14 protein-coding genes are annotated in these 17,482 nt (G+C 71.5%); 9 read left to right on the top strand and 5 right to left on the bottom strand.

The features are described 5' to 3' along the window. Window positions 1-457 precede the first annotated feature (457 nt). The 4 genes from ACFYY1_RS19845 (at window position 458) to ACFYY1_RS19830 (ending at window position 7,037) form a co-directional block, all read left to right on the top strand. Window positions 458-1,393, top strand: coding sequence for a DUF3027 domain-containing protein (locus ACFYY1_RS19845; RefSeq protein WP_388587087.1), 936 nt, complete (start codon window positions 458-460; stop codon window positions 1,391-1,393). A gap of 366 nt (window positions 1,394-1,759) precedes the next feature. After that, entirely contained in the window at window positions 1,760-4,969 is a 3,210-nt protein-coding gene (locus tag ACFYY1_RS19840) for a sacsin N-terminal ATP-binding-like domain-containing protein (protein ID WP_388587556.1), read from the top strand. A 233-nt stretch (window positions 4,970-5,202) separates the two neighbouring features. After that, entirely contained in the window at window positions 5,203-6,090 is an 888-nt protein-coding gene (locus tag ACFYY1_RS19835; RefSeq protein ID WP_388587084.1) for a calcium-binding protein, read from the top strand. Between the two features lie 173 nt (window positions 6,091-6,263). Beyond that, complete coding sequence (locus tag ACFYY1_RS19830; RefSeq protein ID WP_388587081.1) at window positions 6,264-7,037, top strand: DUF5707 domain-containing protein; 774 nt, start codon at window positions 6,264-6,266, stop codon at window positions 7,035-7,037. 34 nt (window positions 7,038-7,071) lie between these two features. Here the strand turns inward: ACFYY1_RS19830 and ACFYY1_RS19825 are convergent, their stop codons facing one another. Together ACFYY1_RS19825 and ACFYY1_RS19820 are read right to left on the bottom strand one after the other, a co-directional pair. Further along, the gene (locus tag ACFYY1_RS19825) at window positions 7,072-9,474 is read right to left on the bottom strand and encodes an HAD-IC family P-type ATPase (protein WP_388587553.1); all 2,403 of its coding nucleotides are present in this window, start codon (window positions 9,472-9,474) and stop codon (window positions 7,072-7,074) included. Window positions 9,475-9,739: 265 nt separating this feature from the next. Beyond that, window positions 9,740-10,027: a DUF2530 domain-containing protein gene (locus ACFYY1_RS19820; protein ID WP_388587078.1), complete on the bottom strand. Its 288-nt coding sequence runs from the start codon at window positions 10,025-10,027 to the stop codon at window positions 9,740-9,742. Between the two features lie 212 nt (window positions 10,028-10,239). On the opposite strand from ACFYY1_RS19820, the gene ACFYY1_RS19815 reads away from it, so the two are divergent. Continuing rightward, window positions 10,240-11,694 (top strand): NCS2 family permease, encoded by a 1,455-nt coding sequence (locus ACFYY1_RS19815; protein ID WP_388587076.1) that lies wholly within the window; start codon window positions 10,240-10,242, stop codon window positions 11,692-11,694. On the opposite strand, the gene ACFYY1_RS19810 is transcribed toward ACFYY1_RS19815, so the two are convergent. Further along, window positions 11,687-11,902: a ribbon-helix-helix protein, CopG family gene (locus ACFYY1_RS19810; RefSeq protein WP_072485765.1), complete on the bottom strand. Its 216-nt coding sequence runs from the start codon at window positions 11,900-11,902 to the stop codon at window positions 11,687-11,689. The two genes, ACFYY1_RS19815 and ACFYY1_RS19810, sit on opposite strands and share 8 nt — an antisense overlap. 145 nt (window positions 11,903-12,047) lie before the next feature. Here ACFYY1_RS19810 and ACFYY1_RS19805 point away from each other — a divergent pair, with 145 nt between their 5' ends. The 3 genes from ACFYY1_RS19805 (at window position 12,048) to thpR (ending at window position 14,740) form a co-directional block, all read left to right on the top strand. After that, window positions 12,048-12,488, top strand: a complete 441-nt coding sequence (locus ACFYY1_RS19805) for a MarR family winged helix-turn-helix transcriptional regulator (RefSeq protein ID WP_072485764.1) — start codon at window positions 12,048-12,050, stop codon at window positions 12,486-12,488. 95 nt (window positions 12,489-12,583) lie between these two features. Continuing rightward, window positions 12,584-13,918, top strand: a complete 1,335-nt coding sequence (locus ACFYY1_RS19800) for an MFS transporter (protein ID WP_388587071.1) — start codon at window positions 12,584-12,586, stop codon at window positions 13,916-13,918. A 246-nt stretch (window positions 13,919-14,164) separates the two neighbouring features. Next, window positions 14,165-14,740, top strand: a complete 576-nt coding sequence (gene thpR, locus ACFYY1_RS19795) for an RNA 2',3'-cyclic phosphodiesterase (protein WP_388587068.1) — start codon at window positions 14,165-14,167, stop codon at window positions 14,738-14,740. Between the two features lie 124 nt (window positions 14,741-14,864). On the opposite strand, the gene ACFYY1_RS19790 is transcribed toward thpR, so the two are convergent. Beyond that, on the bottom strand, window positions 14,865-15,641 hold the full coding sequence (locus tag ACFYY1_RS19790) for an alpha/beta fold hydrolase (protein WP_388587551.1): 777 nt from the start codon (window positions 15,639-15,641) through the stop codon (window positions 14,865-14,867). Window positions 15,642-15,783: 142 nt separating this feature from the next. Here ACFYY1_RS19790 and ACFYY1_RS19785 point away from each other — a divergent pair, with 142 nt between their 5' ends. Continuing rightward, window positions 15,784-16,311: a PadR family transcriptional regulator gene (locus tag ACFYY1_RS19785; RefSeq protein ID WP_388587065.1), complete on the top strand. Its 528-nt coding sequence runs from the start codon at window positions 15,784-15,786 to the stop codon at window positions 16,309-16,311. Between the two features lie 84 nt (window positions 16,312-16,395). On the opposite strand, the gene ACFYY1_RS19780 is transcribed toward ACFYY1_RS19785, so the two are convergent. Continuing rightward, window positions 16,396-17,391: an aldo/keto reductase gene (locus tag ACFYY1_RS19780; RefSeq protein ID WP_388587062.1), complete on the bottom strand. Its 996-nt coding sequence runs from the start codon at window positions 17,389-17,391 to the stop codon at window positions 16,396-16,398. Window positions 17,392-17,482: the final 91 nt, after the last annotated feature.

Below are 17,482 nucleotides of genomic sequence, written 5' to 3'. Positions count from 1 at the left end.
ACGGTCCGTGGCAGCGAGCACGGCGATGTCGTGGCACCCGGATACGGCGATGTTCGGCAGGGGATACGGCGATGTTCGTCACCGGATACGGCGATGTTCGCCACGGGATCTGGTGCTGTTCGGCACGGGATCCGGTGCTGTTTGGCACGGGATCCGGTGCTGTTTGGCACGGGATCCGGTGCTGTTCGGCACGGGATCCGGTGCTGTTTGGGACGGGCAGGTGGGCGGGGGGCGGCGGAGAGGGTAGCGTGCGTAGCGCGCCACCGGCGGTTGTTCTCGGCCGCGCGCCTCTCGGCGATCCCGCAGAATGGGTTGCAGAAGGTGTGCCCGAGGCAGGCAGTAACGGGTGTGGACGTCGACGCGGCCCCCAGGTCCGCTCCGCCCTCACCCGTCATGGCCGAAACCGATGGATGTGCTGGCGCGCTCGTGAGACTGGCGTAGGAGAGAAGCGAGACCTGTGAGTGCTGCGACGACGCGAAGCCGTACGGCCCGTACCCCTGTTCCCGACCGTCTGTGCGCCGAGGCGGTAGACCTGGCCCGCGCGGCGGCCGAGGAGGCAGCCGCGCCGGGGGCCGTCGGCGAGCATGTGGCCGTGGTCTCCGAGGGGGACCGGGTCGTCACGCACTTCTTCGAGTGCAAGGAGCCCGGCTACCGGGGCTGGCGCTGGGCGGTGACGGTCGCCCGCGCCTCCCGCGCGAAGAACGTCACCCTCGACGAAACGGTGCTGCTGCCCGGCAGTGACGCGCTGCTCGCCCCGGAGTGGGTGCCGTGGAGCGAGCGGCTGCGCCCCGGCGACATGGGGCCGGGCGATCTGCTGCCCACCGAGGCGGACGACATCCGCCTGGAGCCCGGCTACACCGGTGAGGACGAGCCGCCGCCGAACTCCGCGGTCTCCGAGGTGTCGCAGGAGATGGCCGACCTCGTCGACGCGGAGGACGCGGAGCTGACGACCCGCCCCGCGACGACGAGCCGGGGCTCGATCGCGGCGGTCGCGGACGAGCTCGGCATGCGGCGGGCGCGGGTGCTGTCCCGGTACGGGCTGCACGCGGCGGCCGACCGGTGGGACGAGGCGTTCGGCGCGAAGACGCCGATGGCGCAGGCGGCCCCGGCCTCGTGTGTCACCTGTGCGTTCCTGGTGCCCCTGGCGGGCTCGCTCAAGCAGGCCTTCGGGGTGTGCGCGAACGAGTTCGGTCCGGCGGACGGGCGGGTCGTGTCGCTGTCGTACGGGTGCGGTGGGCACTCGGAGGCGGCGGTGATGCCGAAGCCGCCGAAGCCGGCGCCGCACGCGCTGGACACGATGCAGGTGGACGAGTACCCGTTGCGGCCGGCCCGGGACTCCGGCTCCGTCCCGGCGGAGGCGGACGCGCCGACGGAGGACCTCGGCCACTCGTAGGCGGTGGCCGGGGCGGGGGTTCCCGCGGAGCGCGGCCTCCCCGTGGGGCGCGGCCTCGCGGAGCGCGGGTTGCTCCGGGGCGCGGCGCCCGGGTGCTCCGCTCCGGCGAACCGGGTCCGTCCTCAAACGCCGGACGGGCTTCGTCCCGCCGCTCGTCCGGGGGTTCGCCGCTCGTCCGGCGGGCCGGTTGCGTCCTCGATCGCCGGGCGGGCCCGATTTCACCGCCCGGCCGCCTCGGCCACGGGTCCGAACCGGCCGAAGCGCTGTTCGGCGGCGCCCGTCCGGCGCGATGACCCGGTACCTTCGGGCGCACACTTGGCGGCACGGGCAGTGCGCAACCGGAAAGAGCGGAGTCAGAGCGTGAGCATGAATGCGACCGAGGGGGCCGATCCGTTCGGGACCGCACGGCTCCGGCGCGGTGTGCTCGACGCCTGGGGCGCCGGCCCCGCCAGGTTCCGCGAGGACGCCAACGCCGAGGAGGACCTCGCGCTCGGCGGCTACCGCGACCGCCTCGTCGTCGAGCTGGCCCAGAACGCCGCCGACGCCGCCGCCCGCGCCCAGGTCCCCGGCCGGCTCCGCCTCACCCTGCACCCGGCGACCCCGGACAACCCCGCGCTCCTCGCCGCCGCCAACACCGGCGCCCCGCTCGACGCCACCGGCGTGGAGTCGCTCTCCACGCTGCGCGCCTCCGCCAAGCGCGAAGGGCACGAAGGCGCCGTCGGCAGGTTCGGCGTCGGGTTCGCCGCCGTGCTCGCGGTGAGCGACGAGCCCGCCGTCGTCGGCCGGCACGGCGGTGTCCGCTGGTCCCTCGCCGAGGCCCGCGACCTCGCCGCGCGGGCGGCCGTCGCCAGCCCCGGCCTCGGCGACGAACTGCGCCGCCGCGACGGCCACGTACCGCTGCTCCGGCTCCCGCTGCCCGCCGAGGGCACCGCACCCGAGGGGTACGACACGGTCGTGGTCCTCCCGCTGCGCGACGGCGGCGCCGAGGACCTCGTGGTCCGGCTGCTCGACGCGGTCGACGACGCCCTGCTGCTCACCCTGCGCGGCCTCGACGAGATCGTGATCGAGACCCCGGACACCGTACGGACGCTGCGCCGCTCGCAGCACGGTCCGTACACCCACGTCGAGGACTCCGCGCACGGCACGAACCGCTGGCGCACCGTCACCCACCACGGCCCCGTCGAGCCCGCCCTGCTCGCCGACCGCCCCCGCGAGGAACGGCTGCGCCCGCACTGGTCGGTCACCTGGGCGGTCCCGGTCGACGCGGAAGGGGCCCCGGTCCGCCCCCGCACCCTCCCCGTCGTCCACGCCCCGACCCCCACCGACGAACCCCTCGGCATCCCCGCGCTGCTCATCGCCTCGCTGCCGCTCGACACCGCCCGCCGCCACTTCGCGCCGGGGCCGCTCACCGACTTCCTGGTGCAGCGCGCCGCCGACGCGTACGCCGAACTGCTCGCCGGCTGGCAGCCGGTGTCCGTCGACACCATCGACCTCGTACCGGGACCGCTCGGCAAGGGCGAACTGGACGGGGCGCTGCGCGGCGCGATCCTGGAGCGGCTGCCGCGCGTCGCGTTCCTGGCGCCCGCCGCCCCGCGCGACACCACTGCCGCCGAGGCGGACCGGTGGGACACCTGGGACGCGCAGGCGGACGGCCTCCCCCAGGCGGCCACCACGGCGCTGCGGCCCATCGAGGCCGAGGTGCTGGAGGGCGTCGGCGCCGAGACGGTACGGGTGCTCGCCGAGGTCCTGCCGTGTCTGCTGCCCGCCGGGCTGGAACGCCGCAGCGAGCTGCGTACGCTCCAGGTCGCCCGGGTCCCGCTGACCGAGGCGATCGACCGCCTCGCCGGTCTGGAGCGCGACCCCGGCTGGTGGCGGCGGCTGTACGACAGCCTGTCCGGCATCGACCCGGACCGCCTCTCCGGCCTGCCCGTACCGCTGGCCGGAACACCGGAGGCCGCCGACCCCGGGACCCCGGCCGTGCCCCGCACCACCATCGGCCCCCGCCAGGTCCTCCTCCCGCTTCCCGACGCGGCCGCCGGACCGGCGCTGGAGCGGCTCGCCCGGCTCGGGCTGAAGGTCGCCCACCCGGACGCCGCCCACCCGCTGCTGGAGAAGCTGGGCGCCCTGCCCGCCACCCCGCGCGCCGTGCTGACGACTCCGCAGGTGCGGGCCGCCGTCGCCGGATCGCTGGACGCGGGCGAGATCTGGGACGAGGACGCGCTGGACGCCGACGAGCTCGCCGAGACCGTCCTCACCCTCGTCCGGGACGCCGAACTGGCACCCGGCGACGAGCCCTGGCTCGGCGCGCTCGCCCTCCCCGACGAGGACGGCGAACCCGCCCCGGCCGGTGAACTCGTGCTGCCCGCGAGCCCGTTCGCGGCCATCATGAGGGAGGGCGAACTCGCCCTCTGCGACCAGGAGCTGGCCGACCGCTGGGGCGAGCAGCCGCTCACCGCCTGCGGCGTGCTCGCCACCTTCGCCCTCGTACGGGCCACCGATGTCGTACTGGACCCGGACGAACTGGAGCCGCGCGAGGGCGACTTCACCGAGCCCGACGACGCCGGTCTGCTGGACGCCGTGGACGTGTGGTGCGAGGACGTCCTCGACCAGCTGCCCGACGCCCCCGTACCGCCGGTCGCCACCGAGATCGTCGCCGTCCGCGATCTGGACCTGGTCGACGACGACGCCTGGCCGCAGGCGCTCGCCATGCTCGCGCAGCCGCCGTTGCGCGACGCGCTGACCCAGCCGGTGCGGGTGCTGCTGCCGGACGGCACCACCCGGTCGGTACGCCCGTACACGGCCTGGTGGCTGCGCGACCACCCGGTGCTCGACGGCCGCCGCCCCGCCGGACTGCGGGCCGCGGGCGGCGACCCCCGGCTGGCCGGGCTGTACGACTCCGCCGACGCGACCGGGTTCGACGACGCGCAGGTGCTGCGCGCCCTCGGCGTACGGACCTCCGTCGCCGCCCTGCTCGACGAGCCGGGCGGCGCCGCCGAACTCCTCGGCCGGCTCGCGGACGAGGACCGCCCGGTCGGCCCCGTACAACTGCACTCGCTGTACACCGCGCTGGCCGATCTCGACCCGGAACAGGTCACGCTGCCGGACGAGCTGCGGGCCGTGGTCGACGGCGAGGTACGGGTCGTCGACGCGGCGGACGCCGTGATCGCGGACGCCCCCGATCTGCTGCCGCTCACCGAAGGGCTCCCGCTGCTCCCGGTCGCCCCGACGCGGGCGGCGGACCTGGCCGAGCTGTTCCAGGTGCGCCGGCTCGGCGAGAGCGTCGAGGCGGAGGTGTCGACGGAGGGCGAGGAGCATCAGGTGCCGGACGCGGTACGGGTGCTGCTCGGCGCCGGGACCCCGGACGTGTACGTCGAGCACGGCGAACTGCGCGCGGGCGGCGTCGAACTGGACTGGCGCCGCGCCCCCGACGGCACGGTGCACGCCGCCACGCTGGAGGGCGTCGCGGCGGGCCTGGCCTGGGCGGCGGGGCAGTGGCCGCGCCGCTTCGAGGTCGCGGCGCTGCTGGAGGACCCGTCCCGTACGGAGGAGCTCGCCCGGGACCGCTGGTTCGACTGACGGGCCGACCGGCCTACCGACCGACTGACGGACTGACGGGCGGGCGGTCTGACGGGCTGTCACGGGCGCCCGGATGCGCCCTTCGGAGGATCTTCGCAAGAAGTTCATCTCGGGGTACAACCCTTCACATGCGTCGCGGGTCTGGTTTGGCGAGTCAGCAGACTCACAGTCCGAACCAGCCCCGCCCGTGGCGCGTCACGCGCCCGCGGGGCCTTTCTCCACTGGGGAAACACATGCGAATTCGTGCCACCGTGGCCGCCGTCTCTGGCGCCCTGGCCCTGTCTGCTCTGGCTGTCCCGGCCGCCCTCGCCGGCGACCACTCCGTTCCGAACCTGAACAAGCCGACGTCGGGCGCCGAGGTCTTCGGCACCGCCGCCGAGCGGGGCGCCTCGAAGGCCGCCGCGGCCACCGCCGCCGACGCCTCGGAACCCGTCATCTCCAAGGTCGTCGTCAACGGCGGCAAGGACGTGGTCCTGGGCACCACCGCCCTGAAGACGATCTCCATCTCCGTCACCGCCTCGCACGCCTCCGGTGTCGTCGACGCCTACGCCGACCTGTGGCACGGCACCAACCCGGACTCGCCGGACACCATCGACGGCTTGATCCTGCCGAACGAGGACGTGTCGACGTGCACCAAGGTCAACGAGACGACCTCGACCTGCAAGCTGACGTTCACGATCGACCCGCGCTACGACCTGTACAAGAACTCCCTGGCCGGCACCTGGCACGTCACCGCGGGCGCGCTCGCCGGTAACCAGACCGACATCGCGTGGAACGACTACTTCAGCACCGCCCGGGTGCAGCGGCTGTCGAAGCTGACGGTCAACGCCGCTCCGGAGCCGGTGAAGAAGGGCGGGACCATCACGGTCACCGGGAAGCTGTCGCGGGCGAACTGGGAGGACCACGCGTACCACGGATACGCGACGCAGTCCGTGAAGCTCCAGTTCCGCAAGAAGACCAGCTCCACGTACACCACGATCAAGACGATCAAGACGAGCAGCACCGGCACCCTGAAGACCACGGTCAAGGCCTCGGTCGACGGTTACTGGCGCTACAGCTTCGCGGGTACGTCCACCACCCCGGCCGTCACCACCGCCGGCGACTTCGTCGACGTGAGGTAGCCCTCCCGGCCCCAGGCCCTCGGGCCCCCGGACACATCACGGCCACCCGTGGCCACCGTGAGCAGCGGGATCCCTCCCCCGAGGGGTCCCGCTGCTCACGCATCCGTCCTGTGCATCCCCATCCGGCCCCAAGGCCTCGTCCGGCCCCACGGCCTTTCTCCACGGAGAAGTCCATGCGCATTCGTGCCACTGTCGCCGCAGCCTCCGGCGCGCTGGTCCTGTCCGCCCTCGCCGTTCCGGCTGCGCACGCGGCAACGGCCGATCCCGTCATATCCAAGATCACCGTCAACGGTGGCAAGGACATCGTCCTGGGCACCACCGCCAAGAAGACCGTCACCGTCTCGGTGACCGCCTCGCACGCCTCCGGCATCGAAAACGGCTGGCTGCTCCTGTGGCACGGCAAGGACCAGGACGAGGGCATGGACGGTGCGCTGCTGCCCAACGAGGACGACGCGACCTGCAAGGCCGCGAGCGCGACCACCAGCACCTGCTCCCTCACCGTCACCATCGACCCCAGGGTCGACCTGTACAAGAACGCCCTGGCGGGCTCCTGGCACGTGCTCGCGGGTGCGGAGGCCAAGGACGGCTCCAGCTACTACTCGGACTATGCCGCCACGGCGAAGATCCAGCGGCTGTCGAAGCTGACGGTCAACGCCTCGCCCGAGCCGGTGAAGAAGGGCAAGACCATCACGGTCACCGGGAAGCTGTCGCGGGCGAACTGGGAGGACCACGCGTACCACGGTTACGCGACGCAGTCCGTGAAGCTCCAGTTCCGCAAGAAGACCAGCTCCACGTACAGCACCGTCAAGACGATCAGGACGAGCAGCACCGGCACCCTGAAGACCACGGTCAAGGCCTCGGTCGACGGTTACTGGCGCTACAGCTTCGCGGGTACGTCCACCACCCCGGCCGTCACCACCGCCGGCGACTTCGTCGACGTGAAGTAACGGCGTTCCGCAACGGCCGGGCGGATCCGCACGGCTACACCGGGAAGCGTCGGCCGACCAGCCGCCAGGCGTACTCCAGGCCGGCCGACGCCACCACCGCGATGCCCACCGCCGCCCACGGCATCGTCGTCCCGACCAGCTTCAGCGCGAAGAACTCCTGGAGCCACGGCACCACCAGCACGACCAGGAACGCCAGACCCATCGCCGCCACCAGGGCGACCCGCCACCAGGTGTACGGGCGGGCGATGATCGCCAGCACCCACATCGAGACCAGGAACAGCGTGAGTGTGGCCGCGCTGGTCTCCGCTTCGAGGGCGCCCGGACCCGAGTAGTGGTCCCGGGCGATCAGATACGTGGTGAAGGTGGCCGCGGCGGCGATGACGCCCGACGGGATCGAGTACCGCATGACCCGGCGCACGAAGTGCGGATGGGCCCGTTCCTTGTTGGGGGCGAGGGCCAGGAAGAAGGCCGGCACGCCGATCGTCAGCGTCGACAGCAGGGTCAGGTGGCGCGGCAGGAACGGGTAGTCGACCTGCGTGCAGACCACCAGGACCGCGAGCAGCACCGAGTAGACGGTCTTGGTCAGGAACAGGGTGGCGACCCGGGTGATGTTGCCGATCACCCGGCGGCCCTCGGCGACCACGGACGGCAGCGTCGCGAAGCTGTTGTTCAGCAGCACGATCTGGGCGACGGCCCGGGTCGCCTCGGAACCCGATCCCATGGAGACGCCGATGTCGGCGTCCTTCAGCGCGAGCACGTCGTTGACGCCGTCGCCGGTCATGGCGACCGTGTGGCCGCGGGACTGGAGGGCGGCGACCATGTCCCGCTTCTGCTGCGGGGTGACCCGGCCGAAGACCGCGTTCTCCTCCATGGCCGTGGCCATGTCGTCCGGGTCGGTGGGCAGCCTGCGGGCGTCCAGGGTGTGCTCGGCGCCCGGCAGGCCCAGCTTTCCGGCGACCGCGCCGACCGAGACCGCGTTGTCGCCGGAGATGACCTTCGTGGCGACCCGCTGGTCGGCGAAGTAGGACAGGGTCTGCGCGGCGTCGGGCCGCAGCCGCTGCTCCAGCACGACCAGCGCGTTCGGTACGGCCCCGGCCGCGATGTCCGGCCCGTCGAGCGCACCCTCGGCGCGGGCCAGCAGCAGCACCCGCAGGCCCTTCTCGTTGAGCTGCTCGATCTCGGTGAGCGCCGGGTCGTGCTCGGGCAGCAGCACATCGGGGGCGCCGAGCAGCCAGGACGTCTCCCGGCCGCCGCCCTCGTCGAACGCGGCGCCGCTGTACTTGCGGGCCGAGGAGAACGGCAGCGTCTGGGTGCACAGCCACTTCTCGCCGTCCGGGTAGGCGTCCACGATGGCCTGGAGGCTGGCGTTGGGGCGCGGGTCGGACGAGCCGAGGGCGCCCAGCACGCTCCGCACGTACGTGTCGTCCGCGCCGCCCAGCGTCCGTACCTCGGTGACGTCCATGCCGCCCTCGGTGAGGGTGCCGGTCTTGTCCAGACAGACGACGTCGACCCGGGCGAGCCCCTCGATGGCCGGGAGCTCCTGCACCAGGCACTGCTTGCGGCCGAGCCGTACGACGCCGATCGCGAACGCGACCGAGGTGAGCAGCACCAGGCCCTCGGGGATCATCGGGACGATCCCGCCGACGGTCCGGGCGATCGAGCCCTTGAGGTCGTTGTCGTTGACGAAGAGCTGGCTGATGACCAGGCCGATCGCGGTCGGCACCATCATCCAGGTGACGTACTTGAGGATCGTGGAGATGCCGGTGCGCAGCTCGGACTGGACGAGGGTGAAGCGGGACGCCTCCTCGGCGAGCTGGGCGGCGTAGGCCTCGCGGCCGACCTTGGTGGCGGTGAAGGCGCCGCCGCCGGCGACCACGAAGCTGCCGGACATCACGGGGTCGCCGGGCTGTTTCAGTACCGGGTCGGCCTCGCCGGTGAGCAGCGACTCGTCGATTTCCAGACTGTCGGCCTCGGCGACCGTGCCGTCCACGACGGCCTTGTCGCCGGGGCCCAGCTCGATGAGGTCGCCGAGGACGATCTCGGAGGTGGAGATCTCGGCCGCGACCCCGTCGCGCCGCACCGTGGGTTTCGCCTCGCCGATGACCGCGAGGCTGTCCAGGGTCTTCTTGGCCCGCCATTCCTGGACGATGCCGATGCCGGTGTTGGCGATGATCACGAAGCCGAAGAGGCTGTCCTGGATCGGCGCGACGAACAGCATGATCAGCCAGAGCACGCCGATGATCAGGTTGAACCGGGTGAAGACGTTGGCGCGGACGATCTCGCGCACGGAGCGGGACGAGCGGACGGGTACGTCGTTGACCTCGCCGCGGGCGATCCGCTCGGCCACCTCGGCGGCGGTCAGTCCGCGCGGGTCCACGGCAGGGGCGGGCAGCTTCACCGGGTGGACCGGGTCGAGCTCGGCCCCGGCGTCGATCATGGCCGAACCCGGGTGGCCGGGGGAGCCGGTCGTCCCGGGGATCCGCTCACCGGTCTCTTCACCGGTCTTTTCACCGGTTTCTGCGCCGGTCTCTTCGCCGGTCTCTTCGCCGAAGGAATGGGATGCCCGCTGCGTCATGGTTCCGACGGTACGGGGGGATGGTCCGATGCACCCACTGGGTGGTCCGAAGATCAGACCGGGGGAGGAGGGGTAATGGTCCTGTGGTGCCACTCGGCCGGTGGCGGGCCCTAGGGGGCACCCGCTCTCAGGCGGTGGCGCCCTTCGCCGCGTCGCCCGACGCCTCGGCGGCGGCCGCCGCCCGCTTGATCGCGGCGTCACGTCCCCGTACGTACCAGATGCCGATCAGGCCGAGCCCCGCACCGGCGAGACAGGTCCACACCCACCACAGGTGGCCGTGGTCGTCGAACCAGTTGTAGAACGGGAGCTGGACCAGGAAGAGGACGAACCAGAGGATCGTGCCGCCGGTGATGGTGGCGACGACGGGCCCCTCCAGGGGCTCGGGTGCCTCGTGCTTCGGTGTCCACTTCGCCATGACCTCAGTGTATGGGGCCCCCGTGCGGCCCCGTGAGGACGGCGGTCCCGAAGCCTGCGACGTCCAGGCGGCCCAAGGGTCTACGCGCGGAGATAGCGATCTTCGTCTTATGTATTCATACTGAATCTGCTTAAGACTGACTCGAATTGTTCGTGTAAAAGTCCAAAGCTGACCACTTTTCTTCCCCCCTCTACGTACGACTGAGGTCATACATGTCCCCCTCGGCCACCGCTCCGGTCGACGCCGAGCAGCCCCCGGCTTCCCAGCCGCAGGGCCGCCTGGATCGTTTCTTCAAGATCTCCGAGCGGGGGTCGTCGGTCGCACGCGAAATCCGTGGCGGATTCGCCACGTTCTTCGCGATGGCGTACATCATCGTGCTGAACCCGATCATCCTCGGCAGCGCGCACGACATCAATGAGCACTACCTCAACCATGGCCAGCTGGTCACGGCGACCGTGATCACGGCGGCGTTCTCCACGCTCCTCATGGGTGTCATCGGCAACGTGCCGATCGCGCTGGCCGCCGGTCTCGGCGTCAACACCGTCGTCGCGCTCCAGCTCGCCCCCCGGATGACCTGGCCCGACGCGATGGGCATGGTCGTCCTCGCGGGCATCGTGGTGATGCTGATGGTCGCGACGGGCCTGCGGGAACGCGTGATGCGCGCCGTGCCGATGTCGCTCCGCAAGGGCATCGCGATCGGTATCGGCCTCTTCATCCTGCTGATCGGCCTGGTCGACTCGGGCTTCGTCTCCCGCATCCCGGACAAGGCGGAGACCACCGTCCCGCTCCAGCTCGGCAGCGACGGCCACCTCAACGGCTGGCCCGTCCTCATCTTCGTCATCGGTGTGCTGCTCACCCTGGCGCTGATCGTCCGCAAGGTGCCGGGCGCGATCCTGATCTCCATCGTGGCGATGACGGTCCTCGCGCTGATCGTCAACGCGATTGCGGGCCTGCCGGACGGCGCCTGGGGGCTGACCGTCCCGAAGTGGCCGGGCAATCCGGTCTCGACCCCGGACTTCGGGCTGCTGGGCGAGGTCAGTCTGTTCGGAGGCTTCGAGAAGGTCGGCGTCCTGACCGGCATCCTGTTCGTCTTCACCGTGCTGCTGTCCTGCTTCTTCGACGCGATGGGCACCATCCTCGGTGTCGGCGACGAGGCGAAGCTGACGGACAAGGACGGCAACTTCCCCGGCATCAACAAGGTGCTGTTCGTGGACGGCATCGCGGTCGCCGCGGGCGGTGCGAGCTCCGCTTCGGCGGGCACCTGCTTCGTGGAGTCCACGGCGGGTGTCGGCGAGGGGGCCCGCACCGGCTTCGCGAGCATCGTGACGGGCCTGCTGTTCACGGTGGCGCTGTTCCTGACGCCGCTGGCGACCATGGTCCCCTCGCAGGCGGCCACCCCCGCGCTGCTGGCGGTGGGCTTCCTGATCATCGCGGGCTCGGTGCGGGACATCGACTGGAGCGACTACACGCTCGCCATCCCGGCCTTCCTGGCCATGGTGATGATGCCGTTCACGTACTCGATCACCAACGGCATCGGCATCGGCTTCATTGCCTTCTCCGTGCTGCGGGTGGCGGCCGGGCGCTGGCGCGAGGTGCCGGTGCCGATGTACGTGGTGTCGGCCGTCTTCGTCTTCTACTACGCGATGCCGGCCCTCGGTCTCACGTGACCTCTTCGGCCCTGATCCCCGCGGTCCCCTCCGGGCCGTAGAACCTCTCCGTCTCGTCGACGGCCGCCTTGAAGCGCTCGTCGAAATCATCGCGAATGAGCGTCCGGACCACATAGTCCTGGACGCTCATTCCGCGTTTGGCGGCATGCTGCCGGAGCCGGTCGAGCAGCTCACCGTCTATCCGCAGGCTGAGCACAGTCGATCCCATGGCAAGCAGGGTTACGGCCCACCGGGTCGTTTCGCGTTACTTTCCGGAGCCGACTCACTCGTTCGGGTGATCGATTGGGCGAAGCGGCACTTGCTCGTGTAACACGAATGGTCTTTAGGGCGACTAATGAGTTACGCTAATAAACATGCCTGACCTGATCCACGACGGCGACAGTGCGGCCGCCGTGAGCTCCCTTCGCTCCGCCGTGATGCTGCTCAGCCGGCGCCTCAAGCACCAGCGTGTCGACGAGTCGCTGAGCCCCACCGAGATGTCGGTGCTCGGCACGCTCGCCAGGTGCGGCTCGGCCACGCCGGGCGAGCTGGCCCGCAAGGAGCATGTGCAGCCTCCGTCGATGACCCGCATCGTCGCGCTGCTGGAAGCGAAGGGACTGGTCAGACTGGAACCGCACCCCGATGACCGTCGCCAGAAGGTGGTCAGCCAGACCGAGCAGGCCGAGGCCATGCTCGAAGAGAGCCGCTCCAAGCGGAACGCCTGGCTGACCGCCCTCGCCGAGGGCCTGGACGAGGACGAGTGGGAGACGCTGCGCAAGGCGGCACCCGTGCTGGAGAAGCTCGCCCACCTGTAGCGGCACGGGCCGCGCCGGACCACAGCCGGCGCACCGCCCACCCCGCCGCACCCCGTCAGCCAGCGAAACGTATACGCCCGAGGAGGCGAACCCTTTTGAGTACGGGATCCGGAGCAGACTCCGCCCCCGCACCGACTTCCACCCACGAGAGCAAGCCCGGCGGGACCTTCTCGTCGCTGAAGATCCGTAACTACCGCCTGTTCGCCACGGGCGCCGTGATCTCCAACACCGGTACCTGGATGTCCCGCATCACGCAGGACTGGCTCGTCCTGAGCCTCACCGGGTCCGCCGCCGCCGTCGGTATCACCACGGCCCTCCAGTTCCTCCCCATGCTTCTGTTCGGCCTCTACGGCGGCGTCATCGCGGACCGCCTCCCGAAGCGGAAGCTGCTCCTCGTCAGCCAGGCGGCGCTCGGCCTCTGCGGGATCGCCCTCGCGGTGCTCACGCTCTCCGGTGTCGTCCAGGTGTGGCACGTCTACCTCATCGCGTTCCTGCTCGGCATGGTGACGGTGGTCGACAACCCGGCCCGCCAGTCCTTCGTGTCCGAGATGGTCGGACCCGCCCAGCTGCGCAACGCGGTCAGCCTCAACTCGGCGAACTTCCAGTCCGCCCGGCTCATCGGCCCGGCCGTCGCCGGTGTCCTGATCACCACGGTCGGCAGCGGCTGGGCCTTCATGTTCAACGGCCTGTCCTTCGCCGCCCCGCTCATCGGCCTGCTGATGATGCGTACCAGCGAGCTGCACAAGACCACCGTCGTGCCCCGCGCCAAGGGCCAGCTGCGGGAGGGCCTGCGCTACGTCTCCGGCCGCCCCGAGCTGATCTGGCCGATCGTCCTGGTCGGCTTCGTCGGCACGTTCGGGTTCAACTTCCCGATCTGGCTGACGGCCTTCGCGGACGAGATCTTCCACGGCGGCGCCGGGATGTACTCCTTCTTCAACATCCTCATGGCGGCCGGTTCCCTGGCCGGCGCCCTGCTGGCCGCCCGCCGCCGCTCCTCCCGGCTGCGGATGCTGGTGGCCGCGGGAACGGCGTTCGGTCTGCTGGAGATCATCGCGTCCCTGGCGCCGTCCGTCTGGCTCTTCGCGATCCTGCTGGTCCCGATCGGCATGATCGGCCTGACGACCAACATCAGCGCGAACACCAGCGTCCAGATGGCCGCCGACCCGGCCATGCGCGGCCGGGTCATGAGCCTGTACATGATGGTCTTCGCCGGCGGTACGCCGGTGGGCGCCCCGATCGTCGGCTGGATCAGCGACGCCTACGGGGTCCGTACGGGCATGGCGGTCGGCGGCGCGTTCTCGCTGGTGGCCGCACTCGGCGTCGGCTTCATGCTGGCCCGCGTGGGCGGCCTGCGCCTGCGCGTGGACCTGCGCCCCGGCCGCCCGCACGTCCGGTTCGTCCCCCGGGAGGAGCTGGCCGCGGCGGCGTGAGCCACCTCCGACGAGGAGCGACGAGGAACCTGGTACGGCCCCGACCGGTGAGCACCGGCCGGGGCCGCCGTGCGCCGGGGGGAGTCAGTCGCGGGGGAAGTCGCCGGTCTCCAGGCTCAGGCCCTGTCGGTCTCTACGACGGTCACCGTGGCGCTCCTCCCCGCTGCCGCGCGGGCGCGGGCAGCCGCGCAGTACAACGATACGTACGGAGACCAGGGCACGCCGGTACGGTGCGACACTCGGCGCATGAGCCGTCTCAGACTCTTCGTCGCCGTGCTGCCGCCCGCCCCCGCCGTCGAGGAACTGCGCCGCGCCGTCGCCCCGCTGCACGCGCTGCCCGAGGCCGAGCGGCTGCGCTGGACCGGGGTGCCCGGCTGGCACTTCACGCTGGCGTTTCTCGGGCCCGTGGACGAGGAGCTGCTGCCCGAGCTGGAGGAGCGCCTCGCGCGGGCCGCCCGCCGCACCGAGCCCTTCCCGCTCCGCATCCACGGCGCCGGCCGGTTCGGCGGGCGGGCCCTGTGGGCGGGGGCCGCGGGCGCCCTGGACACGCTGCGGCTGCTCGCCGAGCGCGCGGACGCCGCCGCCCGCCGCTCCGGCATCCCGATGGACCAGCACCGCGCCTACCACCCGCACCTCACCCTCGCCCGCAGCCGCCGCACCGAGGTCGACCTGCGGCCCTGCGTCGAGGCGCTCGGAAGCTTCGAGGGCACCGGGTGGCAGGTCGGCGAGATGGCCCTCGTGCAGAGCAATCTGCCGGACTCCGGGGTGCCGGGCGAGCGGCCCAGGTACGAGGTGGTCGCATCCTGGTCGCTGGGGCACTGAGACCGGCGGTTAGGCTCGAAGGGTGGATCCGAAGACCAGAAACCGCATCATGGCGGCCGCGCTCGTACTGATGTTCGTCGTCGTCGCCGTGGCGGCCGCCGTCGGGGCGTGACCCGGCCGGCCCTCAGACCGCGAGGGCCCGCGCGGTCTCCTCGGCGAACGCCTGCGGGTTGTCCAGCATGATGTTGTGCCCGCAGTCCGGGACCGCCACGACCCGCACCCCGTGCCCGACGAGCGTCTCCTCGCCGGGCAGCGGACCGTCGGCCGACGGGCGCAGGAACGTACGCGGGATCTTCAGGCCCAGCAGGATTTCCCGCATCGTCGGCGTCGTCCCGGCGGCGAGGTGCACCGCGCTGCGGTGCAGCGCCTCGTGGCCCGCCAGGCGCATGGTCGCCCACCAGTGCGGCCCCACCCGCTCGCGCACCTCGAAGCGGCCGTACGACAGGAACTCCTCCTCCGAGTACGCCGCGATGCCGCTGCTGCCCGGCCGGGCGGGGCCGGGGGCGACCGGGTCCAGATTGGCGTCGACCAGGACCAGCCGGGCCACCAGGTGCGGATGGCGCGCCGCGAGCACGACGGCCACCGCCCCGCCCATGCTGTGCGCGATCACGTCCGCGCCGCACGCCCCGGCCGCCTCCAGCGCCGCGGCCACCGCGTCGGCGTGCTCCTCCAGCGTGTAGCCGAACTCCGTGGGGCGGTCGCTGATCCCGAAGCCGAGCAGATCCATGAGCAGCGAGCGGCCGTCCGCCAGCAGCGGATGGGCGGCGCTCGCGGTGAAGTACGGGCCGGACGAGGCCCCGAGTCCGTGCAGGTAGACCCTGGTCCGCGAACTTCCGGACCGGCCGGGGAGCTCCACCCACCGGATACGCGCGCCGCCTTCGGTCACCCGGGCGTTGTGCATGTCGTCCTCCTCGTCGGCGCTGCGGCCACCGCCACCGCCACCGCCATTGCCGTCGCTGCCGTCACTGCCGTCACTGCCATTAAGTATCGGGGAGACTATACATAGATGCCGATGTATAAAGTGCGTCGGAGAGGATACGCACATGCTGGAACTGGCCATCCTTGGATTTCTGTACGAGCAACCGCTGCACGGCTACGAGCTGAAGCGCCGGGTCGCCCACCTCACCGGACACGTCCGCCCCATCGCCGACGGCACGCTGTACCCGGCGATCAAGCGCCTGGAGCGCGCCGGATGGCTGGAGCGCCGCACCGAACCCGGCAGCAGGGCCGCCCCCCGGCACACCCTCACCCTGACCGGTGCGGGGCGCGAGGAACTGCGGCACCGGCTGCGGGAGGCCGACGAGGTGGACATCAGCGACGAGAACCGCTGGTTCACCGTCCTCGCCTTTCTGCGCCACCTCTCGTCCCCGGCCGAGCAGGCGGACGTACTGCGGCGCCGGCTCGCGTTCCTGGAGGAGCCGAGCAGCTTCTTCTACGAGGGGGATCGCCCGCTGGGCGCCGAGTCGTTCGACGACCCGTTCCGGCGCGGGCTGCTGAGGATCGCCCGTGCGACCAGCGAGGCGGAGCTGGACTGGCTGGCGGCGACCCTGAAGGAACTGGACGCGTCCTGAACCGGGTACGCGAACGGGCCGCCGCCCGCCCCGCCGGGGGCGGGGACGGCGGCGGCCCGTCGAAGGGGCCTCACGAAGAGACCCTTACCAGGCGAACGCCTCCGGCGAGGGCCCCGGGCCCGGGAAGATCTCGTCCAGCGAGGCCAGCAGCTCCGCCGAGAGGTCGAGCTCCAGCGCCCGCAGCGCCGAGTCCAGCTGCTCCTGGTTGCGCGGCCCGACGATCGGCCCCGTCACCCCCGGCCGGGTGAGCAGCCAGGCCAGGCCGACCTCGCCCGGCTCCAGACCGTGCTTGTCGAGCAGGTCCTCGTACGCCTGGATCTTCGCGCGCTGCGCCGCATCCTTCAGCGCGTCCGCGCTGCGGCCCGAGGCCGAGCGGCCGGCCGTGCCCTCGCGCTCCTTCTTCAGCACACCGCCCAGCAGCCCGCCGTGCAGCGGGGACCACGGGATGACGCCGAGGCCGTAGTCCTGCGCGGCCGGGATGACCTCCATCTCGGCGCGGCGCTCGATCAGGTTGTAGATGCACTGCTCGCTGACCAGGCCCAGCGAGCCGCGCCGGGCGGCCAGTTCATTGGCCTGGGCGATCTTGTAACCGGCGAAGTTCGACGAACCCGCGTACAGGATCTTGCCCTGCTGGACCAGGACGTCGATCGCCTGCCAGATCTCCTCGAAGGGGGTGTTCCGGTCGACGTGGTGGAACTGGTAGAGGTCGATGTAGTCCGTCCGGAGCCGCTTCAGCGAGGCATCGACGGAGCGCCGGATGTTCACGGCCGAGAGCTTGTCGTGGTTGGGCCAGGCCTCGCCGTCGGCGCCCATGTTCCCGTACATCTTGGTGGCCAGGACCACCTTGTCGCGGCGTTCGCCGCCCTTGGCGAACCAGGTGCCGATGATCTCCTCGGTGCGGCCCTTGTTCTCGCCCCAGCCGTACACGTTCGCGGTGTCGAAGAAGTTCAGACCCGTGTCCAGCGCCGCGTCCATGATGGCGTGGCTGTCCACCTCGTCGGTCTGCGGGCCGAAGTTCATGGTGCCGAGGACGAGACGGCTGACCTTGAGCCCGGTGCGTCCGAGCTGTGTGTACTCCATGGGGATCAAGCCAACGCCTTCGAGTCCGCTCGAAGCAAGGGTGGGCGCATGCGACTGCCCCCGGCGAAGGGGCCGGGGGCAGTCGGCGGTG

Origin of the sequence: Streptomyces sp. NPDC001890 (genome assembly GCF_042891445.1) — a bacterium.
Taxonomy (GTDB): domain Bacteria; phylum Actinomycetota; class Actinomycetes; order Streptomycetales; family Streptomycetaceae; genus Streptomyces.
Note: the sequence above shows the minus strand (reverse complement) of the source record. Positions and strands in the feature narration are given on the sequence as shown.